General features: G+C 70.1%; 25 protein-coding genes. 22 read left to right on the top strand and 3 right to left on the bottom strand.

The annotated features are described in order from the left end of the window. Window positions 1-45: 45 nt before the first annotated feature. From IH26_RS60220 to IH26_RS0132810, 7 genes are all read left to right on the top strand, one after another. Entirely contained in the window at window positions 46-684 is a 639-nt protein-coding gene (locus tag IH26_RS60220) for a hypothetical protein (RefSeq protein WP_034216461.1), read from the top strand. Between the two features lie 67 nt (window positions 685-751). Beyond that, on the top strand, window positions 752-1,201 hold the full coding sequence (locus IH26_RS0132835) for a DUF948 domain-containing protein (RefSeq protein ID WP_030440141.1): 450 nt from the start codon (window positions 752-754) through the stop codon (window positions 1,199-1,201). 18 nt (window positions 1,202-1,219) lie between these two features. Further along, window positions 1,220-1,498 (top strand): hypothetical protein, encoded by a 279-nt coding sequence (locus IH26_RS0132830; RefSeq protein WP_030440140.1) that lies wholly within the window; start codon window positions 1,220-1,222, stop codon window positions 1,496-1,498. Then, a complete protein-coding gene (gene alaS / locus IH26_RS0132825) occupies window positions 1,495-4,179 on the top strand; it encodes an alanine--tRNA ligase (RefSeq protein WP_030440139.1) in 2,685 nt (894 codons plus the stop codon). The genes IH26_RS0132830 and alaS overlap by 4 nt, the downstream gene beginning before the upstream one ends. Window positions 4,180-4,202: 23 nt before the next feature. Beyond that, entirely contained in the window at window positions 4,203-4,661 is a 459-nt protein-coding gene (gene ruvX, locus IH26_RS0132820) for a Holliday junction resolvase RuvX (protein ID WP_030440138.1), read from the top strand. After that, window positions 4,658-5,857 (top strand): endolytic transglycosylase MltG, encoded by a 1,200-nt coding sequence (gene mltG / locus IH26_RS0132815; RefSeq protein ID WP_030440137.1) that lies wholly within the window; start codon window positions 4,658-4,660, stop codon window positions 5,855-5,857. The genes ruvX and mltG overlap by 4 nt, the downstream gene beginning before the upstream one ends. 28 nt (window positions 5,858-5,885) lie before the next feature. Then, window positions 5,886-6,716 carry a shikimate dehydrogenase gene (locus IH26_RS0132810; RefSeq protein ID WP_030440136.1) on the top strand — a complete coding sequence of 277 codons (831 nt, stop codon included), beginning with the start codon at window positions 5,886-5,888 and terminating at the stop codon, window positions 6,714-6,716. A 1-nt stretch (window position 6,717) separates the two neighbouring features. Here the strand turns inward: IH26_RS0132810 and IH26_RS0132805 are convergent, their stop codons facing one another. After that, window positions 6,718-7,869 carry a multidrug effflux MFS transporter gene (locus IH26_RS0132805; RefSeq protein ID WP_051808946.1) on the bottom strand — a complete coding sequence of 384 codons (1,152 nt, stop codon included), beginning with the start codon at window positions 7,867-7,869 and terminating at the stop codon, window positions 6,718-6,720. Window positions 7,870-8,296: 427 nt separating this feature from the next. Between IH26_RS0132805 and aroC the strand changes: the two genes are divergently transcribed. The 3 genes from aroC to IH26_RS0132790 are packed head-to-tail and all read left to right on the top strand — an operon-like array spanning window position 8,297 to window position 11,012. Next, on the top strand, window positions 8,297-9,523 hold the full coding sequence (gene aroC, locus IH26_RS0132800; protein ID WP_084599242.1) for a chorismate synthase: 1,227 nt from the start codon (window positions 8,297-8,299) through the stop codon (window positions 9,521-9,523). Further along, window positions 9,523-10,026: a shikimate kinase gene (locus IH26_RS0132795; protein WP_030440133.1), complete on the top strand. Its 504-nt coding sequence runs from the start codon at window positions 9,523-9,525 to the stop codon at window positions 10,024-10,026. Before aroC ends, IH26_RS0132795 begins: the two co-directional genes overlap by 1 nt. A 29-nt stretch (window positions 10,027-10,055) precedes the next feature. Then, window positions 10,056-11,012 (top strand): NADP-dependent oxidoreductase, encoded by a 957-nt coding sequence (locus IH26_RS0132790; RefSeq protein WP_030440132.1) that lies wholly within the window; start codon window positions 10,056-10,058, stop codon window positions 11,010-11,012. Here the strand turns inward: IH26_RS0132790 and IH26_RS0132785 are convergent. Then, entirely contained in the window at window positions 10,997-11,698 is a 702-nt protein-coding gene (locus IH26_RS0132785; protein ID WP_030440131.1) for a Clp protease N-terminal domain-containing protein, read from the bottom strand. The two genes, IH26_RS0132790 and IH26_RS0132785, sit on opposite strands and share 16 nt — an antisense overlap. Before the next feature lie 79 nt (window positions 11,699-11,777). Here IH26_RS0132785 and aroB point away from each other — a divergent pair, with 79 nt between their 5' ends. The 4 genes from aroB to nusB are packed head-to-tail and all read left to right on the top strand — an operon-like array spanning window position 11,778 to window position 14,294. Next, window positions 11,778-12,818, top strand: a complete 1,041-nt coding sequence (aroB, locus tag IH26_RS0132780) for a 3-dehydroquinate synthase (RefSeq protein ID WP_030440130.1) — start codon at window positions 11,778-11,780, stop codon at window positions 12,816-12,818. Further along, window positions 12,815-13,249 (top strand): type II 3-dehydroquinate dehydratase, encoded by a 435-nt coding sequence (gene aroQ, locus IH26_RS0132775; protein WP_030440129.1) that lies wholly within the window; start codon window positions 12,815-12,817, stop codon window positions 13,247-13,249. Before aroB ends, aroQ begins: the two co-directional genes overlap by 4 nt. 50 nt (window positions 13,250-13,299) lie before the next feature. Next, the gene (efp, locus tag IH26_RS0132770) at window positions 13,300-13,857 is read left to right on the top strand and encodes an elongation factor P (RefSeq protein WP_030440128.1); all 558 of its coding nucleotides are present in this window, start codon (window positions 13,300-13,302) and stop codon (window positions 13,855-13,857) included. A gap of 26 nt (window positions 13,858-13,883) precedes the next feature. Further along, a complete protein-coding gene (gene nusB, locus IH26_RS0132765; protein WP_211268796.1) occupies window positions 13,884-14,294 on the top strand; it encodes a transcription antitermination factor NusB in 411 nt (136 codons plus the stop codon). 453 nt (window positions 14,295-14,747) lie between these two features. On the opposite strand, the gene bldD is transcribed toward nusB, so the two are convergent. Then, window positions 14,748-15,236: a transcriptional regulator BldD gene (bldD, locus tag IH26_RS0132760; RefSeq protein WP_020517563.1), complete on the bottom strand. Its 489-nt coding sequence runs from the start codon at window positions 15,234-15,236 to the stop codon at window positions 14,748-14,750. Window positions 15,237-15,546: 310 nt separating this feature from the next. Between bldD and pyrR the strand changes: the two genes are divergently transcribed. The 8 genes from pyrR to pyrF all read left to right on the top strand — a co-directional run bounded on the left by pyrR (window position 15,547) and on the right by pyrF (window position 26,213). Beyond that, window positions 15,547-16,110 (top strand): bifunctional pyr operon transcriptional regulator/uracil phosphoribosyltransferase PyrR, encoded by a 564-nt coding sequence (gene pyrR / locus IH26_RS0132755; RefSeq protein WP_030440126.1) that lies wholly within the window; start codon window positions 15,547-15,549, stop codon window positions 16,108-16,110. Next, window positions 16,107-17,156, top strand: coding sequence for an aspartate carbamoyltransferase catalytic subunit (locus tag IH26_RS58560; protein WP_030440125.1), 1,050 nt, complete (start codon window positions 16,107-16,109; stop codon window positions 17,154-17,156). Before pyrR ends, IH26_RS58560 begins: the two co-directional genes overlap by 4 nt. Then, window positions 17,153-18,418, top strand: a complete 1,266-nt coding sequence (locus IH26_RS0132745) for a dihydroorotase (RefSeq protein ID WP_030440124.1) — start codon at window positions 17,153-17,155, stop codon at window positions 18,416-18,418. The genes IH26_RS58560 and IH26_RS0132745 overlap by 4 nt, the downstream gene beginning before the upstream one ends. After that, window positions 18,415-19,554 (top strand): glutamine-hydrolyzing carbamoyl-phosphate synthase small subunit, encoded by a 1,140-nt coding sequence (carA, locus tag IH26_RS0132740; protein ID WP_051808941.1) that lies wholly within the window; start codon window positions 18,415-18,417, stop codon window positions 19,552-19,554. Before IH26_RS0132745 ends, carA begins: the two co-directional genes overlap by 4 nt. A gap of 6 nt (window positions 19,555-19,560) precedes the next feature. Beyond that, entirely contained in the window at window positions 19,561-22,875 is a 3,315-nt protein-coding gene (gene carB / locus IH26_RS0132735) for a carbamoyl-phosphate synthase large subunit (protein ID WP_030440122.1), read from the top strand. Further along, window positions 22,872-23,900, top strand: coding sequence for a quinone-dependent dihydroorotate dehydrogenase (locus IH26_RS0132730; protein WP_030440121.1), 1,029 nt, complete (start codon window positions 22,872-22,874; stop codon window positions 23,898-23,900). The genes carB and IH26_RS0132730 overlap by 4 nt, the downstream gene beginning before the upstream one ends. Then, on the top strand, window positions 23,897-25,159 hold the full coding sequence (locus IH26_RS0132725; RefSeq protein WP_030440120.1) for an adenosylmethionine--8-amino-7-oxononanoate transaminase: 1,263 nt from the start codon (window positions 23,897-23,899) through the stop codon (window positions 25,157-25,159). Before IH26_RS0132730 ends, IH26_RS0132725 begins: the two co-directional genes overlap by 4 nt. Before the next feature lie 223 nt (window positions 25,160-25,382). Further along, a complete protein-coding gene (gene pyrF, locus IH26_RS0132720) occupies window positions 25,383-26,213 on the top strand; it encodes an orotidine-5'-phosphate decarboxylase (protein ID WP_030440119.1) in 831 nt (276 codons plus the stop codon). The last annotated feature ends 41 nt before the right edge of the window (window positions 26,214-26,254 follow it).

The raw sequence follows: 26,254 nt of genomic DNA, 5'->3' as shown, positions 1-26,254 counted from the left end.
GCCGGCGAAGGCCTGCGCGGAGCGCGGGACGAGCTGCGGAACAAGATGCGCACGCAGCGCCGGCTCCGGGTGGTGACGCTGCTCTCCCTCGCGGTCGTCGTGCTCGTCGTGCTGCCGGCCCTGTTCGGGTTGCGGTCGGCCAGCAAGGACCCGGTGTTCGGCTCGCTCGACTCGCTCGGCGTGCCGTCGTGGGCGGCCCAGGACGTGCGCGACAACGGCAGCGGCAGCCGGTGGTGCTTCATCGACTGCCGGTTCCGGGAGCGGCTCGCGCAGTCCTCGAGGCCGATCAACGACACCAACGCGACGTACGCCGCGGCCCTGAAGAAGGCCGGCTGGTCGTTGTGGAAGGTCACCGACTGCCCGGACACCGCGATGCCGGGCGCCTACAGCTGCTGGAAGCGAGACGAGTTCACTTTGGACCTCTGGGTGCGGCAGCCCGAGTGCGCCGTGGACCAGGTGGCCCAGCAGGATCCGACGGCGCCGCTGCCGGCGGCCGCGGCTCCGCCGGCGCCGAAGAAATGCGTGGGCTCGACGGTCAGCATCAAGGTGCAGAATGCGATCTCCGACACCCGTGGCAAGCCGGAGCCCAAGCAGGACAAGCCGCTCACCGGCGAGACGCCGGCCCCGACGCTCTCCAACGACCCTCTCCTGGCGCCGAGCGCGCCGACACCCGCGACGTCGTGAGGCGGGCGGCGGTCACGGCCGGTAAGGTCTGCACGTTGACCTGCCACCCGTAGAGGAGAAGCGCCAGATGGACGCCGGAGAAATCGCTGGACTGATCGCGGCGGGCGCCTTCCTGATGCTCGTCATCGTGCTCGCGGTGCCGATCCTGAAGCTGGGCCGGACCATCGACGCCGCGACCCGGGCGATCGACGACCTGACCGACCGCACCGGCCCGCTGCTGACCAACGTCAACGAGACGGTGGAGAATGTGAACACCACCCTCGGCCAGGTGCAGGTCTCATTGGACGGTGTCAACCTGCAGCTGGCCAAGGTCGACACGATCACCGAGCACGCGGCGCACGTCACCGCCAACGTCGCGAACCTGTCCACGGTCGTGGCCGCGGCCGCCGCCAACCCGCTGGTCAAGGTGGCCTCGTTCGGCTACGGCCTGCGCAAGGCCGTGAACAACCGGCGGCGTGCCGATGAGGACCGCGAGGTCCGCGAGACGATCAAGCAGCGCCGTAAGGCCCGGCGCTAACCGATAAGGGGAAAGCACATGAAGCGCCTGCTGTGGCTGGGCGTCGGTCTGGCCGTCGGCGCCCTCGTCGTTCGCAAGATGACCAAGAAGGCGAACGAGTTCACCCCGTCGGGCATCGCGACCTCGCTGTCGCAATCGGCTGGCGGCCTGGTCGAGTCGGTGCGTAGCTTCGTGGAGGACGTCCGCGACGGGATGACCGAGCGGCAGGAGCAGATCAACGAGGCGTTCGCCGAGGGTGAGCTGTTCGAAAACGGGCTCACTGAGTTGGATCAGTTTGGCCAGGAGGGGAACCGATGAAGACGGCGGAAGTCAAACGGCGCTTTCTCGCGCATTTCGAGGCCAACGGGCACACGGTCGTGCCGAGTGCCCCGCTGCCGGCCATCGACGACCCCAACCTGCTGTTCATCAACGCGGGCATGGTGCAGTTCGTCCCGTTCTTCCTCGGGCAGCGCACGCCACCGTATTCCCGCGCGGCCAGCGTGCAGAAGTGCATCCGGACGCCGGACATCGACGAGGTCGGCAAGACCAGCCGGCACGGCACGTTCTTCCAGATGAACGGCAACTTCTCGTTCGGCGACTACTTCAAGGCCGGGGCCATCCCGCTGGCCTGGGAGCTGTCCACCAAGCCGGTCGAGCAGGGCGGCTTCGGGCTCGACCCGGAGAAGATCTGGGCGACGGTCTACCTGGACGACGACGAGGCCATCGAGATCTGGAAGCAGACCGGCCTGCCCGCCGAGCGCATCGTGCGCCGGGGCAAGAAGGACAACTTCTGGTCGATGGGCATCCCCGGCCCGGCCGGCCCGTGCTCGGAGCTCTACTACGACCGCGGTCCCTCGTACGGCCCGGAGGGTGGCCCGGAGGTCGACGAGGACCGGTACCTGGAGTTCTGGAACCTGGTCTTCATGCAGCACGAGATCACCGACGTGCGGTCGAAGGAGGACTTCACGATCGTCGGTGACCTGCCGAAGCAGAACATCGACACCGGCATGGGCCTCGAGCGCATCGCGTCGATCCTGCAGGGCGTCGACAACCTGTACGAGATCGACGAGGTACGCCCCATCCTGTCCCGCGCGGCGGAGATGACCGGGAAGAAGTACGGCGCGCACTCCGGCCACGCGGCGTCGGAGAGCCACCCGGACGACGTCCGCCTGCGGGTGATCGCCGATCACGTGCGTACCGCGCTGATGCTGATCGGCGACGGCGTCATCCCCTCGAACGAGGGCCGCGGCTACGTCCTGCGGCGGATCATGCGCCGGGCGATCCGGTCGATCCGGCTGCTCGGCTGGCAGGCGCCGGCGTTGCCCGAGCTGCTGCCGGTGGCCCGGGACTGCATGGCCCCGTCGTATCCCGAGCTCGCCGAGGACTTCGGGCGAATTTCCGATTACGCGTACGCCGAGGAAGACTCCTTCTTGTCCACGCTGCGGGCCGGCACCACGATCCTGGACACCGCGATCACCGACGCCAAGAAGTCCGGCAAATCAGATTTGTCCGGCTCGCAGGCCTTCCAGCTGCACGACACGTACGGCTTCCCGATCGACCTGACCCTGGAGATCGCCGCCGAGCAGGGGCTCTCCGTCGACCAGGACGGCTTCCGGCGGCTCATGGCCGACCAGCGGGCCCGCGCGAAGGCGGACGCCGCCGCGCGCAAGACGGGCCACGCCGACCTGAGCGCCTACCGGGGCGTTCTGGACGCCGGCGGACCGGTGGAATTCACGGGATATCAGGAAATTTCCCGCGAGTCGCGCGTACGGGCGCTTCTGGGGGACAGCGGTCGTCTGGAAGCGGCCGGCGAGGGCGACTTCGTCGAGCTGGTCCTCGACACCACCCCGTTCTACGCCGAGGGCGGTGGCCAGCAGGCCGACACCGGCGTGATCCGGGTCGGCGGTGGCCAGCTCGAGATCGTCGACGTCCAGCAGCCGCTGCCCGGGCTGATCGTGCACAAGGCCCGGGTCATCCGCGGCGAGGTGCGGGCCGGCGAGTCCGCGGAAGCCGAGATCGACATCACCCGGCGGAAGGCGATCTCGCGCTCGCACACCGCGACCCACCTGATCCACCAGACCATGCGGCACTTCCTCGGCGAGTCGGCGACCCAGGCGGGCTCGCTGAACGCGCCGGGCCGGCTGCGGTTCGACTTCAACACGCCCGGGGCCGTCTCGCCCGCGGTGCTGCACGACGTCGAGCAGCAGGTGAACGAGGTGCTGCTCCGCGATCTCGAGGTGCACGCGTTCATCACCTCCCAGGAGGAAGCGCGCCGGCTGGGCGCGATGGCGCTCTTCGGAGAGAAGTACGGCGACGAGGTCCGCGTGGTTGAAGTCGGCGACTACGCGCGTGAACTCTGCGGCGGCACCCACGTGGCCCGCTCCGGCCAGTTGGGCCTCGTGAAGATCCTCAGCGAGTCCTCGATCGGCTCCGGCGTACGCCGGGTCGAGGCGCTGGTCGGCATCGACGCGTTCGGCTTCCTGGCCAAGGAGCACCTGCTGGTGTCCCGGCTGGCCGAGCTGTTCCGGGTGCCCGGCGAGCAGGTCGCCGACCGGGTCGAGCAGACCGTGACCGCGCTGCGCGACGCCGAGAAGGAGCTGGAGAAGCTGCGCGCCCAGATGGTGCTCGGCGGGGCCGGCGCGCTCGCCGGCCAGGCCAAGGACCTGCGCGGCGTCGCGTTCGTCGGAACCGAGGCTCCGGAGGGCGCGGCCGGCAACGATGTGCGTACGCTGGCGCAGGAGATCCGGGGCCAGATCGACGCCGCTCGACCGGCGGTGGTCGCGGTCGCGTCCCGGGCGAACGGCAAGGCGTCGCTGATCGTAGCGATCAATGGCGCCGCGCTAGGTAACGGTCTCTCCGCTGCTGATCTGGTCAAGGGAGCACTTTCCGGGCGAGGCGGCGGTAACAAGGAGCTTGCGCAGGGTGGCGGCGTGCCGGCCGACCAGGTTCCGGCGCTGCTAGCGGCGGTGGAGAAGGCGGTGCTGGACGTCGCCGGGTGATGGTGATTGCGGAGGGTAATCGGATGACCGCACTGTCGCGGGGTAGGCGACTGGGCGTCGATGTAGGTAAGGTGCGCGTCGGGGTTGCCGTAAGCGACCCTGACGGGATCCTGGCCACCCCCCTGGTCACGGTGCCCCGTGACATGGGCACGGCACCCGATGCCGTGCCTGGCGACATAGTCGAGCTCGTTCGTCTCGTGGGGGAGCACGAGGCGGTCGGGATCGTGGTGGGGCTTCCGGTACGCCTCAACGGCGCCGAGGGTCCCGCCGCCATCGACATCCGTGCGTACGCTGGGCGACTGGCGGAGGCGGTCGGCACGGTGCCGGTCGTCCTGGCGGACGAGAGGATGTCGACCGTGGTCGCAACCCGACGGCTCGCCGAGCGTGGCGTCCGGGGCAAGCGGCAGCGGGCAGTCGTCGATCAGGCGGCCGCGGTGGAGATCCTGCAGAGCTGGCTGGACGCGCAGCGGAGGCAGAGATGATCGACGAGCTGGACCTGGCGTTCGACGAGCACGCCGATCGCGGCAAGCCTCGCCATCGGCGGGGGAGCCGCGGCGGGAAGAAGGGCTCGGGTAAGTCCGGCATCGCCTTTGTCATGGCGTTCATCCTGTTGGCCGTGCTGGGCGGCGGAGTCTACTTCGGCTACAGCAAGGTCAAGGGCTTCTTCGTCGCGGCGGACTACAGCGGCACCGGCACCACGGCCGTATCGGTGACGATCGCGAAGGGTTCGAGCCTCACCGATATCGGCAACACTCTCGTCGACGCGGACGTGGTGAAGAGCACAAAGGCGTTCGTGAATGCGGCGAACGACAATCCGCGCGGCAAGAACATCCAGTCCGGAACGTACAACCTGAAGAAGCAGATGTCCGCGAAGAACGCGGTGACCGCGCTGCTCGACCCCAAGTCGCGGATCACCTCGGGCATCACCATTCCCGAGGGCAAGACCGTTCCGGAGACCTTCGAACTGCTCTCCAAGGCCACCAAGATCCCGGTCAAGGACTTCCAGGACGCGGCCAAGGACCCGGTGGGTCTCGGCATCCCGGCGTACTGGTTCAACCGGCGCGACGGCAAGACGGCGATCAAGACGGTCGAGGGCTTCCTCTTCCCGGACACGTACGAGTTCGACCCCAAGCTGACCGCCGCGCAGATCCTCTCCGCGATGATCCAGCGGTTCCTCACGGTGACGCAGGACCTCAACTTCGTCGACACGGTGCAGAACAACCTGTCGATCTCGCCGAACGAGGCCCTGGTCGCCGCCTCGATCGCGCAGGCCGAGGCGCTCAAGGACGAGGACATGCCCAAGGTGGTCAAGGTCCTCTACAACCGGGCGTACTCGAAAAAGTTCCCGTGCAACTGCCTCGGGCTGGACAGTACGGTCAACTACTGGCTGAAGGTCACCGGCAAGGGCGGCAAGGCGTCCGAACATCTCACCGTCTCCGAGATGCACGACCCGAAGAATCCGTTCAACACGTACGACAAGCCGGGCATGCCACCGGGCGCGATCGGCAGCCCCGGTAAGGCCGCGCTCCAGGGCGCGATGAATCCGCCGGCGAATTTCCCGTACTTCTACTTCATCAGCATCGACAAGCAAGGAACCATGGCGTACGCGAAAACGTACGCCGAGCACAACGCGAACAAGCAGCTCGCCTGCAGGAACGGAATTCCGCTGTGCGGATAGCGTTCACCCGCGTCTCCGGGGGCCGGCCCTGACCGCCGGCCGCCGGGCGGCGGTGCTCGGCAAGCCGATCGCGCATTCGCTCTCCCCGGTGATCCACAACGCCGGGTTCGCGGCCGCCGGGCTCACCGGGTGGAGCTACGTGGCGATCGAGTGCGCCGAGCTGGCGCCGGTGCTCGACGGCCTCGACGACTCGTGGGCCGGCCTGTCGCTGACCATGCCGCTCAAGGAGCAGGCGCTGCGCCTGGCCGCGACCGCGACGCCGGTGGCGCTGGCGACGGGTGCGGCCAACACGCTCGTCCGCGGCGCCGGCGGGTCCTGGCATGCCGACAACACGGACGTCGCCGGCATGGTCCGCGTCTTGCGGGACGCGGGCCTGAAGCCCGCGCCGTCGGTGACCGTGCTCGGCGGGGGTGGCACCTGCCGGGCCGCCCTCGGCGCCGCCGCCGTGCTGGGCGCCGCCGAGGTGACCGTGGTGACCCGCCGGCCGTCGGCACGCGAGGAGCTGGAGCCGGCCGCCGACGCGCTCGGGGTGAAGCTGCTCGGCGCGGACTGGCCGGCGGCGGCGTCGTTCTTCGAGGCCGACGCCGTGATCTCGACCGTGCCCAAGGGCGCCGCCGACCACCTGGCCGACGAGGTGGTCTGGCGGCCCGGGACGGTGCTGTTCGACGCGATCTACGACCCGTGGCCCACGCCGCTGGCGGCGGCCGCCGCACGGTCCGGCGTACCGGTGGCGTCCGGGCTGGACCTGTTGCTGGCCCAGGCGCTGAGCCAGTTCGAGCAGTTCACCGGCGTGGTGCCGGCCCCCGAGGCGGCCATGCGGGAGGCACTGTTCGCGGCGGCCCACTCCCGGCTTCAGTAGGTCAGGCGTCGCGGGTCAGCAGCGCGACCGTGAGCAGGCTGGCCACCGCGCATCCCAGGATCAGCACCGCCATCGGGACGCCGGTGCCGATCGCGCCCAGCCCCGCCAGCGGCGCCAGCACCGCCGCCACCACCGGCTGGATCCCGCCCATCACCGCGGCCGCCGTCCCCGCCCGGTCGGCGTGCGTCTCCAGCGCCAGGGCGGTGGCGTTCGGCTGGATCATCCCGATCGTGCAGACCAGCAGGAACAGGCCGCCCACCAGGCCCGGCAGGCTGCCCGCCAGCGCCGAGCCGACCAGCACCAGGCCGGCGACCGTCTGCCCGCACTGCGCGGCGATCAGCAGCGACCGGGTCGAGAACCGGTTGAGCAGCCGCGCGTTGGCCTGGCTCAGCGCGGTGAGCCCGACCGCGTTCAGGCCGAACAGCAGCGAGAACATCGTCGGGGACAGTCCGTAGCCGTCCTGCAGCACGAACGGTGAGTTGGCCAGATAGGCGAACAACGCTCCGAAGGCGAGCCCCAACGCCAGCGTGTAACCGACATAGGACCGATCCCGGAACAGCGGCTTCGCCAGCCGCACGATGGTCCCCAGGCCGCCGGCCGTGCGCCGCTCGACCGGCAGCGTCTCGGGCAGCCGCGCCGCGAGCAGGATGGTCAGCAGCGTGGCCAGGACCCCGAGCGCCACGAAGATCCCGTGCCACGAGCTGAACCGCAGCACCGCGCTCCCCAGACTCGGCGCGAGGATCGGCGCCAGCCCGAAGATCAGCGTCAGCCGCGAGAAGAACCGCGCCGCCGCCACCCCCGAGTGCAGATCCCGCACGATCGCCCGGGCCACCACCACCCCGGTGCCGCCGGCCAGCCCTTGTAGCAACCGCAGCCCGATCAGCATCCCCGCCGAGGGCGAAAGAGCAATCAAGAACGAGAGGATGGCGTACGCCGAAAGCCCCGCGATCGCCGGCCACCGCCGCCCGAACCGATCACTGAGCGGCCCGCAGATCAGCTGCCCACCGGCGATCCCGACCAGACACGCGGTAAGCGACAACTGCACCTGCGACGCCGGGACGCCAAGCTCCCGCGAAATGGCCGGAAACGCCGGCAGATACATGTCGATCGACAGCGGCCCCACGGCCGTGACCAGCCCGAGCATGACAACCATCAACGCCCCGCCGGGAGCGCCGGATCTCGGCGCGCTTTCGAGGCCACCGCCCGATTCGCCCCGAGTAGCCGAACTGTCGGTCGCCCCGTCTGTCACGAGCCGGACCCTACCGCCGCGCCAGCGGAAACGCCCGCGTCCGTTTCTGCCAGCCGAAACACCAACCAGCACCCGCCGCTTTCGCCTCGCCCAGCTAGTATCTTGCTGGGCGAGTATCTTGCTGGGCGAGTATCTTGCTGGGCGAGTATCTTGCTTGGCGTGGGGATTCCCGGCAGCTCAGCCCGGCGGTCGCGTGTCCGGGCGCAACGGATCTCCTGGATCGCGGGGAGCGGCGGGTTCGGCCGGATTGCGGTTGGAGGCCACCGACCTCGTACGGCGGCATGGTGGGGATCTTGATGGGTCGCCGGGCGTGACGATTCCGGTGGGCGGGATGGCGTCGGGGTTGAGAGGGCAGCAAGAACGCGCGTGTAAGAATTCTTCGGTGCGGTGGCTTACTGCTGGTGAATCCCATGGACCGGCGCTGGTGGCGATGCTCGAGGGCGTGCCCGCCGGCGTCGAGGTGACGACGGCCGAGATCGGGCGTGATCTCGCTCGGCGGCGGCTGGGGTATGGGCGTGGCGCCCGCATGTCGTTCGAGCAGGATGTCGTCGAGGTCATCGGCGGGATTCGGCATGGGGTGACGCTGGGTAGTCCGGTGGCGCTGCGGGTCGGCAACTCCGAGTGGCCCAAGTGGCAGACGGTGATGGCCGCCGACCCGGTCGATCCGGGGGAACTCGCCAAGCAGGCCCGTAACGCGCCGCTGACGCGGCCGCGGCCGGGGCATGCCGATCTGGCGGGCATGCAGAAGTACGGGCACTCCGACGCGCGGCCGATCCTGGAGCGGGCCAGTGCTCGGGAGACGGCGGCCCGGGTGGCCGTCGGCGTGGTGGCGAAGGCGCTGATCCGGCAGGCGCTCGGGATCGAGATCGTGTCGCACGTGATCGAGCTGGGGTCGGTGGCGGCCAAGTCGGGGCTGATCCCCGTGCCCGAGGATGCCGAGCGCATCGACGCCGACCCGTTGCGGTGCCTCGATCCGGAGGCCAGCGCGCGGATGGTGGCCGAGGTCGACGCGGCGAAGAAGGACGCGGACACGCTGGGTGGCATCGTCGAGGTGCTCGCCTACGGAGTGCCACCGGGCCTCGGGTCGCATGTGCAGTGGGATCGCAAGCTCGACGGGCGGCTCGCGGCCGCGCTGATGAGCATCCAGTCGGTGAAGGGCGTGGAGATCGGCGACGGGTTCACCCAGGCGCGGTCGCGCGGATCGGTGGCGCACGACGAGATCATTCCGACCGCGGACGGGGTCAGGCGGGTCACCGATCGGGCCGGCGGGCTCGAGGGCGGCATCACCAACGGCGAGCCGCTGCGGGTGCGGGCGGCGCTCAAGCCGATCTCGTCGCTGAACCGGGCGCTGCAGACGATCGACGTGACCACCGGGGAGCCGGCGACGGCGATCAACCAGCGGTCGGACGTGTGCGCGGTGCCGGCCGGTGCCGTGGTGGCCGAGGCGATGGTGGCGCTGGTGCTGGCCGAGGCGGCGACGGAGAAGTTCGGCGGTGACTCGGTGGCCGAGATCCGGCGCAACCTCAAGGGGTACCTGGAAGCGCTGGTGATCCGCTGATGGCACCGGTGGCGGTCTTCGTGGGCGCGCCCGGGGCCGGCAAGTCGACCATCGGTCAGGCGGTCGCGGGGCTGCTCGGGGTGCCGTTCGTCGACTCGGACGCGATCATCGAGGAGCGGGCCGGGAAGCCGATCCCGGAGATCTTCTTCGATGACGGGGAGGACGCTTTCCGGGCCTTGGAGCGCGAAGCGATCGCTGACGCTTTGTCCGGATTTAATGGGATATTGGCGCTGGGTGGCGGGGCGATTCTGAACGAGGCCACCCGCGCGCTGCTGGCCGAGCAGACGGTCGTCTATCTCTCGGTCGAGCTGAGCGACGCGGTCAAGCGGGTCGGGCTGGGCGCCGGGCGGCCGCTGCTGGCGGTCAACCCCCGGGCGACGCTGAAGTACCTGCTCGACCAGCGCCGCCCGCTCTACGCCGAGGTGGCCACCCACACGATCCCCACCGACGGGCGCGAGCCGGACGAGATAGCGGCGGAGGTCACTGCCCTGCTGAAGGCCTGACTCCCCGCCGAGGGGATATGACTGACGGCATGACACGCGCGGTTCGTTTCGATCAGTACGGTGACGTGGACGTTCTCCGCATCGAGAACGTCGAGCGTCCCCAGCCGGCGGCCGACCAGATCCTCGTCGAGGTGGTCGCGGCCGGCATCAATCCGGGCGAGATCGCCATCCGCTCCGGGCTGCTGCACGAGCGCTGGCCGGCCACCTTCCCGTCCGGCGAGGGCAGCGACTTCGCCGGACGGGTCGTCGAGGTGGGCGCCTCGGTGACCGAGTTCGCGATCGACGACGAGGTGCTCGGCTGGTCCGACTGGCGGTCGTCGCACGCCGACTACGTGCTGGTGCCGGCCGACCACCTGACCCGCAAGCCGCTGGCGCTCGACTGGATCCGGGCCGGCGGCCTGTTCGTCGCCGGCGTGACGGCGTACGCGGCGGTCCGGGCGGTCCAGCCCACCGCCGGCGAGGTCGTCGTGGTCAGCGGCGCGGCCGGCGGGGTCGGCTCGCTCGCCGTGCAGCTCGCCCGCAACGCCGGCGCCACGGTGATCGGCATCGCGAGCGAGCACAACGCGGCCTGGTTGCGCTCCGTGGGCGCCATTCCGGTCGCCTACGGTGACGATCTCGCGGAGCGGTTGCGCAAGGTGGTTCCGTCCGGCATCGACGCCGTCATTGACACGTACGGGCAGGGGTACGTCGATCTGGCCGTCGATCTGGGCGTGGACCCGTCCCGGATCAACACCATCATCGACTACGCCGCGGCCCAGCGGGCCGGGGCGAAGGCCGAGGGCAGCTCGACGGCCAGCGACGCGGAGATCCTGGCGTTCCTGGCCGGCGAGGTGGCGTGGGGCCGCGTGGTCCTGCCGATCGCCGCGATCTACCCGCTGGAGGCGGTCCGGGAGGCCTACACCGAGCTGGGCGCCCGGCACACCCGCGGCAAGATCGTCCTGTCCATGGAGCTCCCACCCGACGCGGGCCGTCAGCCGGCGGCCTGACGCTCCAGGCGCTCGATCCGCTCGATCAGGGGGGCCAGTTCGGCCTGCAATGCGGCGCGGAGCCCGGTCGGGGTGGCGGCCGCCTTCGCCTGGGCGTAGCCGACGAGGGCGGCGGCCACCGCGCGGCGGACCGAGCGGCCATCGGCGCCCCTCGACCGCAGCAGGTGGCCGGCCGCGCCGTCGGGCTCGGTGGCCAGGGCGATCAGCAGGTGCTCGCAGCCGACGTAGTTGTGGCCCATGCCGATCGCCTCACCGACCGCCAGTTCGATGGCGACCGCGGCCGGGGCGCTGAACCGGAGGCCGGTGCCCGCCGTGCCGGGCTCGGCCTCGGCGGGCGGCTCCAGTGAGCCGGACTCGATCTCCAGGGCGCCGAGGACCTGCAGGCCCAGGTTGCCGCCCTCGCCGATCATGCCGGCCAGCAGGTCACCGGTGGTGACGTTGGCCGCGCCGGCCGCCTTCGCCCGGTCGACGGCTCCGGTGAGGGTGGCCACCAGGCGGGCGGTGAAGCTCGGCAGGCGCGCGGCTATCCGATCCGGGTGCAGGTCGTCGAGCAGGGACTGGCGGATCGCGGTGATGCGGCGGATCGCCTGCTCCAGGGCGCGCTGGCAGATGGCGGAGACGGGCAGTTCGGCGTCGCGGACCGCGTCGGCCAGGTCGTCCGGCAGGTACACGTTGATTTTCGGCATGGAGCAGTTATAACCCTTATGGGGGTACGAAGATATAACCCCAACGCCGCTCGCGACGCGCGCCGATAGGGTGTCGTCCGTGGTGACGCGCATACACGTGGGTGGCGATCGGCCGTACGACGTGCTGGTCGGCCGCGGCCTGTCCGGCGAGCTGCCGGGGCTGGTCGACGGCGCGGCGCGGGTCGCGGTGCTCTACTCGGCGCCGCTGCGGGAGCGGGCCGAGCGGATCGCCGGCGCGCTGTCCGCGCGGGTGACGCCGGTCGAGGTGCCCGACGCCGAGCGCGGCAAGACCGTCGAGGTCGCCGCCCGCTGCTGGGACGAGCTGGGCGCGGCCGGGTTCACCCGGACCGATGTGGTGGTCGGCGTCGGCGGGGGTGCGGTCACCGACCTGGCCGGCTATGTCGCCGCCTGCTGGCTGCGCGGGGTGCGCTGGGTGCCGGTGTCGACGTCGCTGCTCGGCATGGTCGACGCGTCGGTCGGCGGCAAGACCGGGGTGAACGTCGCGGCCGGCAAGAACCTGGTCGGCGCGTTCCACCCGCCGGCCGGGGTGATCTGCGACCTCGACGCGCTCGGCACGCTGCCCGCCGACGACCTGACCGCCGGCCTGGCCGAGGTGATCAAATGCGGGTTCATCGCCGACCCGCGGATCCTGGAGCTGGTCGAGCAGCAAGAGCCGGAAAACCTGCCCGAGCTGGTCGAGCGGGCCGTCCGGGTCAAGGCCGAGGTGGTCAGCGTCGACCTCGAGGAGTCCGGGCTGCGCGAGATCCTCAACTATGGGCACACCCTCGGGCACGCGATCGAGAAGCGCGAGAAGTACACCTGGAAGCACGGCCACGCGATCTCGGTCGGGCTCGTCTTCGCGGCCGAGCTGTCCCGCTTGTCCGGCCGGCTGGACGACGCGACCGCGCGCCGGCACCGGGCGGTCCTGGAGATGACGGGGCTGCCCACGGCGTACCCGCAAGAGGCTTGGAACGACCTGCTCAGCGCGATGCGCGTCGACAAGAAGGCGCGGGCGGACACCTTGCGGTTCGTGGTCCTGGACGGCCTGGCGAAGCCGGGCATCCTGACCGGCCCCGACGAGGAGATGCTGCGCGAGGCCTACGCGGAGGTAGCGAAATGATCTACGTGCTGAACGGGCCGAACATCGGGCGGCTCGGCACCCGGGAGCCGCACATCTACGGCTCGGCCACCTACGCCGACCTGGTGCAGATCTGCCAGGACGCGGCGAAGCGGCTCGACCTCGAGGTGCGGGTGCGGCAGACCGACGCCGAGTACGAGATGATCTGCTGGCTGCACGAGGCGGTCGACGAGGGCGCCGACGTGGTGCTCAACCCCGGCGGCTGGACGCACTACAACATCGCGATCCGGGACGCGTGCGCGCTGCTCGGCGGCCGCCTGATCGAGGTGCACATCTCGAACATCCACAAGCGCGAGGAATTCCGCCACAAATCGGTCATCACGGGTGTGGCGACCGGCGTGATCGCGGGCCTGGGCGTGGACGGTTACCGCCTGGCGCTGGAGCACTTGGCCCAGGTGGGCGACGCAAGGTAGCCGCCGGTAGACTCGTTCGGTCACCGAATACGAACTTGATAAGGCAGGCAATGGCTACCACGAACGACCTGAAGAACGGCCTGGTGCTCAACCTCGACGGCGATCTGTGGTCCGTCGTGGAGTTCCAGCACGTGAAGCCGGGTAAGGGTGGGGCGTTCGTGCGCACCACGCTGAAGAACGTGCTCTCCGGCAAGGTCGTCGACAAGACGTTCAACGCCGGCACGAAGGTCGACACCGCCACCGTCGACAAGCGCACGATGCAGTACCTCTACCAGGACGCGGGCGACTTCGTCTTCATGGACCTGGACACCTTCGACCAGATCACGGTCCCCGCCGGCACGGTCGGCGAGAACGCGAACTACCTGCTCCCCGAGGCCGAGGCCACGGTCGCCACGCACGAGGGCGTCCCGCTCTACATCGAGCTCCCGACCAGCGTTTTCCTCGAGGTCACCTACACCGAGCCGGGCCTGCAGGGCGACCGCTCGACCGGCGGCACCAAGCCGGCCACCGTCGAGACCGGCGCCACGGTCAACGTCCCGCTCTTCATCACCACCGGCGAGAAGATCAAGGTCGACACCCGCGACGGCCGCTACCTCGGTCGTTCCTGACAATGGCCGAGGCCCCCAAGACGCAGATGCCCGCGCGCCGCAAGGCGCGCAAACGGGCGCTCGACGTCCTCTACGAGGCCGACCTGCGCGACCTGCCGCCGAGCGAGGTGCTGCGGGTCTACCTGGACCGCATCGAGAAGCCACGTCCCGACCACATGGACTACGCGATCAGCCTGGTCGAGGGTGTGGCGAAGAACCTGGACCGGATCGACGAGCTGATCGCCAGCTACGCCGAGGGCTGGACGCTGGAGCGCATGCCCGTGATCGACCGCAACCTGGCCAGGATCGCGGTCTTCGAACTGCTCTACGTCCCCGAGATCGACGACCCGGTAGCCATCACCGAGGCAGTCGAGCTGGCCAAGCAGATGTCGACCGACGACAGCCCCCGCTTCCTGAACGGCATCCTCGGCCGCATCTCGGAGTTCGCCACCCGCTAGCACTTCCCGCGAAGCCGCCCGGTTCTCCCCGGGCGGCTTGGTTGTACCCCGCCCCGCCCCTCCCATCACGCAAACCCTTCAAGAGCAGGTGGAGGGACGCAACCGGTGTTTGGTTGCGTCCCTCCACCTGCTCTGATTCCGTGCGGTTGCCGCCGCGAGGAGATCACCCCACCCCACCGCAACAAGCACGCCAGGCTGATCTCTGAGCGTGGCCGGGATCTGGGGCAGCGCCCCAGGGTTTTTCCACCCCAGAAATGTCCGACGTGTTCGCTTCATGTGCGAAAACGGGCGGCCCTGTTGAGGTCGCTCCGGTCTCCGGCACGATCGGTGATGTAGAGCGCTTCAACCGGCGGACAACCCCGTGACGGCGCGTGGCGGCCGTCCAGGCCCCGGATATGCCAAAGGCCCGCGAACCTACCGCGGGCCTTTTGACGCGAGGGGATGGACTGAAACTCAGCTGGCGAAGAACGCGCGCGGGTCCGCCACCAGGACACCCTGCTCCGTAAGGCGCTCGATGAGCCCCGACGGAGAGATGTCGTAAACGATGGCGAGCGCGCGCAGGTCATCGGCCCGGATGGAGAGCACGCGGCCGTTGTAGTCGCCGCGCTGCTGCTGGATCGCCCGGGCGTACCGCGCGACGTACGCGAGGTCCTCGCCCGTGGTGTCGTACAGCTTCTCCAGGTCGAGCACGATCTTGTTGGTGGCCTCGAGGCGGACGCCGCTGCCGTCGGGCAGCAGTTCCGAGACGGGCACGCGGTAGAAGTCGGCCAGTTCGGCGAGGCGGGACACGGTGACCGCGCGGTCACCACGCTCGTACGAGCCCACCACGACGGCCTTCCACCGTCCGTTCGACTTCTCTTCCACGCCCTGCAGAGACAGGCCCTGCTGCTGGCGGATGGAGCGCAGGCGGGCACCCAACGACTTGGCGTACTCAGACGGCATTCGGAACACTCCCACTGTGCTGGCCCGGAGGGTTCTCCTCCGCGATCGCTACGGAGCGTGACGGTACGCAGTGTGAGTCCGCCGGTCAAGTGCTGGTTACCGATGAGTCGTGCGTCCCACGGGTGAACTGTCGGATTCGTCCGTCCGGCCGATACCGTGAGCTGCGGCGCTCAGGGTCAGCCACGTCACCATGGTCAACGGTCCGTCCGCTGGTAACGTAGCGTCAGCCATCGGGGCAAGCCTTCCGTGGAGGGCTCCCGTTCGACGTCCTTTAACGACCCGTCCCGTGAGGCGGGGAAGGAGGTCCGCCGTGGCTTCGCCGCGCGCAGACACGAGCACCAAGATCATTTTGACCGGGTCCGACCTGCATCGGGTCGTCGACCGGATCGCTCATCAGATCCTCGAGAAGACGTCGGGCGCCACCGGCACCGTGCTTCTCGGGATTCCCACCCGGGGCGTGCCGCTCGCGCAGCGGCTGGCCGCCCGGATTCACGCCTTCGAGGGCATCGACGTGCCGGTCGGCGCGCTCGACATCACGCTCTACCGCGACGATCTCCGCCTGCACGCCACCCGGGCCCTCGGCAAGACCGAGCTGCCCGGCGGGGGCATCGACGGGCGTCGCGTGATTCTGGTCGACGACGTGCTCTTCTCCGGCCGTACGGTGCGGGCCGCGCTGGACGCGCTGAACGACGTCGGCCGGCCGAGCTCCGTGCAGCTCGCCGTCCTGGTCGACCGCGGGCACCGGGAGCTGCCGATCCGCGCCGACTACGTGGGCAAGAACATCCCGACCGCGCTGACCGAGAGCGTACGGGTCTCGCTGACCGAGACCGACGGGTCGGACGAGGTCAAGCTGACCGGGGGAGACGACAAGTGATCAAGCATCTGCGATCGGCCGCCGACCTGGACGCGGCCACCGCCACCCTGATCCTGGACACCGCCGCGGAGATGGCCGCGCTCGCCGGCCGCGAGGTGAAGAAGCTGCCGACGCTGCGCGGGCGGACCGTGGTGAACCTCTTCTACGAGGACTCGACGCGCACCCGGATCTCGTTCGAGGCGGCGGCGAAGCGGCTCTCGGCGGACGTCATCAACTTTTCCGCGAAGGGCTCCAGCGTCTCGAAGGGTGAGAGCCTGAAGGACACCGCTCTCACGCTGCAGGCGATGGGCGCGGACGCGGTGGTGATCCGGCACTCCGCCTCGGGCGCGCCGCACCGGCTCGCCTCGTGGGTGGACGGCTCGGTGATCAACGCGGGCGACGGCACGCACGAGCACCCCACGCAGGCCCTGCTCGACGCGTACACGATGAGGTCTCGCCTTGGTCGTTTGGACGGTCTCAAGGTGGCGATCGTCGGCGATGTGCTGCACAGCCGCGTCGCCCGGTCGAATGTGCTGCTGCTGACCACGCTCGGCGCGGAGATCACTCTGGTGGGGCCGCCGACGCTGATTCCGGTGGACATCGCGGCGGCGCTCTCGCCGACTGAGCTGGCGGGCTCCGCTTCGCTCCGCGGTGATCGCCTGGTAACCGGTGAGAAGGCACTCGGTTTGCCGGCGTCCGCAAACCCCGCGGACGACGGCAAACCGAGTGCCTTCTCACCGGCGGCGATCACGAAAGTGTCGTACGACCTCGATAGCGTCCTGCCCGTGATGGACGTCGTGATGATGCTGCGGGTGCAGACCGAGCGCATGCAGGATTCGTACTTTCCCTCCGCGCGGGAGTACAGCCGGCGCTACGGCCTCGATGTCGCGCGCATGCGCAAGCTGCCCGAGCACGCGATCGTCATGCACCCGGGCCCGATGAACCGGGGCATGGAGATCGCGCCCGAGGTGGCGGATTCGTCCCGTTCCACGATCGTCGAACAGGTCGCCAATGGGGTCAGCGCCCGCATGGCGGTTCTCTATCTGCTGCTGGGGGGCAAGGCATGACCGCATATCTGCTCAAGGGCGTCTCCGTCGTGGGGGGTTCGCCGACCGACCTGATCATCCGCGACGGTGTGATTTCTTCCGACAGGTCGGGCGCGCTGGAGGAGATCGACGCGGCGGGTCTGGTCGCTCTGCCGGGGCTGGTCGACCTGCACACCCACCTGCGCGAGCCCGGCCGGGAGGACGCCGAGACCGTGGAGACCGGTTCTCGCGCCGCCGCCCTGGGTGGCTACACCGCCGTCTGCGCGATGGCGAATACGTCGCCGGTCGCCGACACCGCCGGCGTGGTCGAGCAGGTCTGGCGCCTGGGCCGGGAGGCCGGGCTGGTGGACGTGCAGCCGATCGGCGCGGTCACCGTCGGGCTGGCCGGCAAGCAGCTCGCCGAGCTGGGCGCGATGGCCACCAGCGCGGCGAACGTGCGGATCTTCTCGGACGACGGCTTCTGCGTCGCCGACCCGCGCCTCATGCGCCGCGCCCTGGAGTATGTGAAGGCGTTCGACGGCATCATCGCCCAGCACGCCGAGGAGCCGCGGCTCACCGAGGGCGCGCAGATGCACGAGGGCGAGGTCAGCACCCGGCTGGGCCTGACCGGCTGGCCGGCCGTCGCCGAGGAGGCGATCATCGCCCGGGACGTGCTGCTCGCCGAGCACGTGGGCAGCCGCCTGCACGTCTGTCACGTCTCCACGGCCGGCTCGGTCGAGGTGCTGCGCCAGGCCAAGGCCCGCGGCGTCCTGGTCACCGCCGAGGTCACCCCCCATCACCTGCTGCTGACCGATGAGCTGGCCGCCTCCTACGACCCGGTTTTCAAGGTCAACCCCCCATTGCGTACGGCCGGGGACGTCGCCGCCCTGCGCGAGGCGCTCGTCGAGGGCGTGATCGACGTGGTCGCCACCGATCACGCGCCGCACGCGGTGGAGGACAAGGAATGCGAGTGGGCGTACGCCCGGCCCGGCATGCTCGGGCTGGAGACCGCGCTCTCGATCGTGCTCAGCGTCCTCGGCGATCGCTGGGATCTGATCGCCGACCGGATGTCCCGCACGCCGGCCCGGATCGCCCGGCTGGCCGGGCACGGCACCGACCTCGCGGTCGGCTCGCCGGCCAACCTCACGCTGGTGGACCCGTCCGCCCGCCGGGTCGTCGACCCGGCCGAGCTGGCGAGCCGCAGCCGCAATACGCCGTACTCGGGCACCACCCTGCCGGGTCGCATCGTGGCGACCTTCCTCCGGGGAGAGCCGACGGTCCTCGACGGGAAGGCTGTGAAATGAGCAAAGCGATCCTCGTGCTGGAGGATGGCCGGACGTTCTACGGCGACGCTTATGGCGCCGTGGGGGAGACGTTCGGCGAGGCCGTGTTCACCACCGGGATGACCGGGTACCAGGAAACGCTGACCGACCCGTCGTATCACCGGCAGGTCGTGGTGCAGACCGCCCCGATGATCGGGAACACCGGCGTCAACGATGAAGACGACGAATCCGACAAAATCTGGGTTGCCGGATATGTCGTACGGGATCCGGCTCGTCGTCCGTCGAATTGGCGATCCACGGGTGATCTTGGCGAACGGCTTGGCGCCGAGGGGGTCGTCGGGATCAGTGGGGTGGACACTCGGGCGCTGACCCGGCACCTGCGGTCTCGAGGCGCGATGCGGGTGGGAGTGTCGAGCGTGGATCTTGACCCCACTTCGCTGCTCGAAAAGGTGCGCAATTCGCCGCAAATGCTCGGCGCCGACCTCTCGGCTGAGGTGTCTACTCCGGACAAATACACGGTTTCGGCGGCCGGGGAGCACCGGTACACCGTCGCGGCGCTCGACCTGGGGATCAAGCGCAACGTTGCCCGGCGGCTGGCCGTGCGCGGCGTGACCACGCACATCTTCCCGGCGAGCTCGTCGATCGAGGACCTGCTGGCGGTCGGACCCGACGCCGTGTTCTTCTCGCCGGGCCCGGGCGACCCCGCCACCGCCGACGGGCCGGTCGCGCTGGCCCGCGAGGTGATGCGGATCCGCAAGCCACTGTTCGGCATCTGCTTCGGCAGCCAGATCCTGGGGCGGGCGCTCGGCTTCGGCACGTACAAGCTGGGCTACGGCCACCGCGGCATCAACCAGCCGGTGTTCGACCGGACCACCGGCAAGGTCGAGGTCACCTCGCACAACCATGGCTTCGCCGTCGACGCCCCGCTCAACACGGTTATCGACACCGAGTTCGGCGGCGTCGAGGTGTCGCACGTCTGCCTCAACGACAACGTGGTCGAAGGGCTGCGGGGCCTGGACGTGCCCGCGTTCACCGTCCAGTACCACCCCGAGGCCGCGGCCGGTCCGCACGACGCGGACTACCTCTTCGACCGCTTCGTGGAGCTTGTGGAACGAAGTGGCAAGCCCAGTGTCGAGCTCGTGGAAAAGAAGGGCTGACGCCTCATGCCGAAGCGTGAAGATCTCAAGCACGTGATGGTGATCGGCTCCGGGCCGATCGTCATCGGGCAGGCCTGCGAGTTCGACTACTCCGGCACCCAGGCGTGCCGGGTGCTGCGGGCCGAGGGGCTGCGCGTCTCGCTGGTCAACTCCAACCCGGCCACGATCATGACCGACCCGGAGTTCGCCGACGCCACCTACGTCGAGCCGATCACCCCGGAGTTCGTCGAGCTGGTCATCGCCAAGGAGCGGCCGGACGCGATCCTGCCGACGCTGGGCGGGCAGACCGCGCTGAACACCGCGGTGGCGCTGCACGAGAGCGGCGTCCTGGAGAAGTACGGCGTCGAGCTGATCGGCGCCAACATCGACGCGATCCGGCGCGGCGAGGACCGCCAGCTGTTCAAGGACATCGTGGCTCGCGCCGGCGGGGAGACGCCGCGATCGCGGGTCTGCCACACCATGGACGAGGTCTTCTCGACCGTTGAGGATCTTGGGCTGCCGGTCGTCATCCGGCCGTCGTTCACCATGGGCGGGCTGGGCTCCGGCATGGCGCACACGCGGGAGGACCTTTCTCGGATTGCCGGGTCCGGGCTCGCCGCGTCGCCGGTGCACGAGGTGCTGATCGAGGAGAGCGTGCTCGGCTGGAAGGAGTACGAGCTCGAGCTGATGCGCGACAAGCACGACAACGTCGTGGTGGTCTGCTCGATCGAGAACGTCGACCCGATGGGCGTGCACACCGGCGACTCGGTCACCGTGGCCCCGGCGATGACCCTCACCGACCGGGAGTACCAGGCGCTGCGCGACCTCGGCATCGCCGTGCTGCGCGAGGTCGGCGTCGACACCGGCGGCTGCAACATCCAGTTCGCGGTCAACCCGCGCGACGGCCGGCTGGTCGTCATCGAGATGAACCCGCGGGTGTCGCGAAGCAGTGCGCTGGCGTCCAAGGCGACCGGCTTCCCGATCGCCAAGATCGCGGCGAAGCTTGCCATCGGCTACACGCTCGACGAGATCCCGAACGACATCACGCTGAAGACCCCGGCCGCCTTCGAGCCGGCCCTCGACTACGTGGTCGTGAAGATCCCGCGGTTCGCGTTCGAGAAGTTCCCGGGCGCCGACCCCGAGCTCACCACCACGATGAAGTCGGTCGGCGAGGCGATGTCGCTGGGCCGCAACTTCTCCGAGGCGCTGAACAAGGCGATGCGCTCGATGGAGACGTCGCGTTCGGGCTTCTGGACCGCGCCCGACTCGTTTGCCGATCTTGAGGCCGTTCTGTCCGCCTTGCGGGTCCCGCACGACGGCCGGCTCTACACCGTCGAGCAGGCGCTGCGGCTGGGTGCCTCGATCGAGCAGGTCTACGAGGCCAGCGGCGGAATCGACCCGTGGTTCCTGGAGGAGATCCAGGCACTGGTCGGACTGCGTCGGGACATTTCGGACGCCGCCGTGCTCGACGAGGAACTGCTGCGGCGGGCCAAGCGGGCCGGCCTCTCCGACCGGCAGCTCGCCGCGCTGCGGCCGGAGCTGGCCGGCGAGGACGGCGTGCGCACCCTGCGGCACCGGCTGGGCGTGCGCCCGGTCTACAAGACGGTGGACACCTGCGCGGCCGAGTTCGAGGCGAACACGCCGTACCACTACTCGTCCTACGACGAGGAGACCGAGGTCGCGCCGAGCGACCGGGCCAAGGTGCTGATCCTGGGCTCGGGGCCGAACCGGATCGGCCAGGGCATCGAGTTCGACTACTCCTGCGTGCACGCGGTGATGGCGCTGCGCGGCGTCGACTACGAGACCGTGATGGTCAACTGCAACCCGGAGACCGTGTCGACCGACTACGACACCGCCGACCGGCTCTACTTCGAGCCGCTCACCTTCGAGGACGTCCTCGAGGTGTTCCACTCGGAGAACGAGAGCGGCAAGGCGGCCGGCGGCCCCGGCGTGGTCGGCGTGATCGTGCAGCTCGGCGGCCAGACCCCGCTCGGCCTGGCCAAGCGGCTCAAGGAGGCCGGCGTCCCGATCGTCGGCACCTCGCCCGAGTCGATCGACCTGGCCGAGGACCGCGGGCAGTTCGGCCAGGTGCTCGGCAGGGCCGGCCTGCGTTCGCCCGAGCACGGCACCGCCACCAGCTTCGAGGAGGCAAAGGCGATCGCCGACGCGATCGGCTACCCGGTGCTGGTCCGGCCGTCCTACGTGCTCGGCGGCCGGGGCATGGAGATCGTGTACGACGAGCCCACGCTGGCCGGCTACATCGAGCGGGCCACCCAGATCTCGCCCCACCACCCGGTGCTGGTCGACAGCTTCCTGGACGACGCCATCGAGATCGACGTGGACGCGCTCTGTGACGCCACCGGCGAGGTCTACCTGGGCGGCGTGATGGAGCACATCGAGGAGGCCGGCATCCACTCCGGCGACTCGTCCTGCTCGTTGCCGCCGGTCACCCTCGCGGGCTCGCACCTGGCCGAGGTGCGCCGCTACACCGAGGCGATCGCCCGCGGCGTCGGGGTGCGCGGCCTGCTGAATGTCCAGTACGCGCTGAAGGACGACAGCCTCTACGTGCTGGAGGCGAACCCGCGCGCGTCCCGGACGGTGCCGTTCGTCTCCAAGGCGACGGCGGTGCCGCTGGCCAAGGCGGCGGCCCGGATCATGCTGGGCGCGACGATCGCTTCGCTGCGCGAGGAAGGTCTGCTGCTGCCGTCGGGCGACGGTGGCAGCACGCCGGAGAACGCGCCGATCGCGATCAAGGAGGCGGTGCTGCCGTTCAAGCGGTTCCGCACCCCGGCCGGCCACGGCGTGGACAGCCTGCTCGGCCCGGAGATGAAGTCGACCGGCGAGGTGATGGGCATCGACGCCGGCTTCGGCCAGGCGTTCGCCAAGTCGCAGGCCGCCGCGTACGGGTCGCTGCCGACCGCCGGCAAGATCTTCGTCTCGGTCGCGAACCGGGACAAGCGCTCGATGATCTTCCCGATCAAGCGGCTGGCCGACCTCGGCTTCACGATCGTCACGACGGCCGGCACCGGCGAGGTGCTGCGGCGGCACGGCATCGCCTGCGAGGTCGTCCCGAAGCACTACGAGGGCCCGGGGCAGAACGCGGTGGAGCTGATCCTGGCCGGCGAGATCGCGATGATCATCAACACGCCGCAGGGGTCGGGCGCGAGCGCGCGCGAGGACGGGTACGAGATCCGCAGCGCCGCCGTGACGGCCGACATCCCGAGCATCACGACGACGCAGGGGGCGGCGGCCGCGGTGATGGGCATCGAGGCCCTGATGCGCGGGGACATGACGGTCCGCCCGCTGCAGGAGTTGCACGCCGCCCTCCGGGGCGACAAGTGACCGCTTTCGAGCGTTTCGTCCGGCCTGCGCTCTTCCGGGTCGGTGGGGGTGACGCGGAGAAGGCGCACGAGTTCACGCTCGGGCGCCTCTCCCGGCTGGGGGAGCGGAGCCGGGCGGTGCTGCGGGCGCGCTATGCGACCGATGCGCCGGTCGAGGTGTTCGGGGTGAGGTTTCCGAACGCGGTCGGGCTCGCCGCGGGGATGGACAAGAACGGCGTGGCGCTGCGCGCGTGGCCGGCGCTCGGGTTCGGGTTCGTCGAGGTCGGCACGGTCACCGCGAAGGCGCAGCCGGGCAACGACCAGCCCCGGCTGTTCCGTCTGCGGGACAGCGAGGCGATCATCAACCGGATGGGCTTCAACAACGCCGGGGCGGCCGCGCTGGCCGCCCGCCTGAAGGCGCTGGGGCCGCCGCGTTCATCCAACCTGGGAGTCCCGCTCGGGGTTTCGCTGGGGAAGTCCAAGGTGACGCCGCTGGAGGAGGCGGTGGAGGACTATCTGGCCTCCTACGAGCTGCTGCACCCGTTTGCCGACTACATCGCCGTGAACGTGTCGTCGCCGAACACGCCGGGGCTGCGCACGCTGCAGGACAAGTCGGCGATCGGGAACCTGCTCGGCTCCCTGGTCGGCCGGGTGCCGGTGCTCGTGAAGATCGCGCCCGACCTGACCGAGCCGGCCATCGCCGAGCTGCTCGACGTGTGCCTGAGCCACGGCGCGGCCGGGGTGATCGCCACGAACACCACGCTCGCTCGGGACGGGCTCGCCGCGACGGATCAGCCGAGGGCGGCAGAAACGGGCGGTTTGTCCGGTGCGCCGTTGACCGAGAAGGCCCGCAAGGTAGTCCATTTTGTCCATACCGAGACCGGCGGGCGGCTGCCGATCATCGGAGTTGGCGGGGTGATGTGCGCCGACGACGCCCGCCGCCTGCTGGACGCGGGCGCTTCGTTGGTGCAGCTCTACAGCGGCTTCATCTACCACGGGCCGGCGCTGGTCCGGTCAGTCGCGCGGGCGGCGGCGGCGATACGGTGAGCGACCTCCTGGCCCTCGACCGGGCGCATGTCTGGCATCCGTATGGGCCGATGCCCGGCCGGAGCGAGCCCTATCTGGTCGAGAGCGCTCAGGGCGTGCGGCTGCGGCTGGCCGACGGGCGGGAATTGGTCGACGGGATGTCGTCGTGGTGGGCGGCCATCCATGGGTATCGGCATCCGGTGCTCGACGAGGCGCTGGTCCGGCAGTCGCAGCGGATGAGTCACGTCATGTTCGGCGGGCTCACGCACGAGCCGGCCATCGAGTTGGCCACCACGCTGGTCGAGCTGGCGCCGGCCGGGCTGGAGCACGTCTTCCTGGCCGACTCGGGGTCGGTGAGCATCGAGGTGGCGATCAAGATGGCGCTGCAGGCTCAGCTCGCGCTCGGGCATCCCGCCCGGCGGCGGCTGCTGACGTGGCGCGGGGGCTACCACGGCGACACGTTCCACCCGATGACCGTCTGCGACCCGGTCGGCGGCATGCACTCGCTCTGGGCGGGGGTGCTGCCGGTGCAGGTCTTCGCGGAGGTGCCGCCGGAAGAGTTCGACCCGGCGTATGCCGACTCGCTGCGGGCGCTGGTCGCCGAGCACGCCGACGAGGTGGCGGCGGTGATCGTCGAGCCGGTGGTGCAGGGGGCCGGCGGGATGCGCTTCCACCATCCGGAGTACCTCCGCGTCCTGCGGGAGGCCACGGAGGCGTACGGAATCCTCTTGATCTTTGATGAGATCGCCACCGGGTTCGGGCGGACCGGCGAGTTCTTCGCGGCCGATCATGCCGGGGTGAGCCCCGACATCATGTGCGTGGGAAAGGCGCTGACGGGGGGCTATCTGACGCTCGCGGCGGCGCTGTGCACGCCGGCGGTGGCCGAGGCGATCTCCCGGGGGGAGGGCGGCGGGCTCGCGCACGGGCCGACCTTCATGGGCAACCCGCTCGCCTGCGCGGTCGCCAACGCGTCGCTGAGGCTGCTGCGGGACACGGACTGGCGATCACTCGTGCGGGTGATCGAAAGCGGTCTACGGGACGGCCTGGAGCCGCTGCGCGGGGCGCCGGGCGTCGCCGGCGTGCGGGTGCTGGGCGCGATCGGGGTGGTGCAACTCGACCGTCCCGTGGACGTGGCGAAGGCGACCGCGGCCGCCGTCGACGCCGGGGTGTGGCTGCGGCCGTTCCGCGATCTGATCTACACGATGCCGCCCTACCCGACCGACCGAACGGACGTCGACCGGATCGTGGCGGGGATCGCCGCGGCGGTCGCGGCCACCTGACCCGCCCGACTCGCCGTGGCGGCGGGACCCGACAAATCGCCCAGAACCGGGGATCGGCCCGGTGCTGGACGACCAGACAAATCGCCCGGCTCCGGGGTCGGCCCGGCGGGCGGGCCCGACCGGCTCTGCCGCCCGCCTGGACGCGGCGGCGGGCCGGAGATCGCAATACCGCGCCGAGCGCCGCCGCGGTGGCGGCTACCTGACACGGAAGAGGATGGCAGCGATGGAGACCTTCGGACAGCGGCTCACGGACGCCGTCGGGAAGCGGGGGCCGCTGTGTGTCGGCATCGATCCGCACCCCGCCCTGCTCACCCGCTGGGGGTTCGGCGATGACGTCGCCGGCCTGGAACGCTTCGCCCGTACGGTCGTCGACGCCCTGGCCGATCGGGTGGCCGTGGTGAAGCCGCAGTCGGCTTTTTTCGAGAGATTTGGGTCACTGGGCATCGGGATTCTTGAGTCAACTATCCGACAGTTACGGCAGGCCGGCGCCCTCGTCCTGCTGGACGTGAAGCGGGGCGACATCGGCTCGACGATGGCCGCGTACGCGTCCGCGTACCTGGATCCGGCGAGTTCACTGAGTGCCGACGCGATTACTGTGAGTCCCTATCTCGGAGTCGGGTCGTTGCAGCCGGCATTCGACCTCGCGGCGGCCAACGGCGCCGGCGTTTTCGTCCTCGCGCTGACGTCCAACCCGGAGGGAGCGAGTGTCCAGCATGCGGCCGGTTCGGACGGCCGCACCGTCGCGCAGCGCGTAATCGACGAGATTTCGCAGCTCAACGCCGGTGCCCAGCCGCTCGGCAACCTCGGTCTCGTGGTCGGTGCGACGATCGGACGGACCGGTCACGACCTGTCCCAAGTGAACGGTCCGTTGCTCGCTCCGGGGCTCGGCGCGCAGGGCGCGACCCCCTCCGACCTGCGCGCCGTCTTCGGCGAAAGCCTGCGTAACGTGCTGCCGTCGTACTCACGGGAAGTCCTCGACGCGGGACCTTCCGTGTCCGGACTGAGGGCCGCCGCGGGGCGTGCCGTCGACGACTGTCGAGCCGCTCTCGAGTGAGTCGGGCCTGTTTACCAGGCCGTGCCGGAGCGTGGACGGGG

This window comes from Actinoplanes subtropicus (assembly GCF_000721705.1).
GTDB lineage: Bacteria > Actinomycetota > Actinomycetes > Mycobacteriales > Micromonosporaceae > Actinoplanes > Actinoplanes subtropicus.
This window is presented reverse-complemented; position numbering and strand designations above follow the sequence as displayed.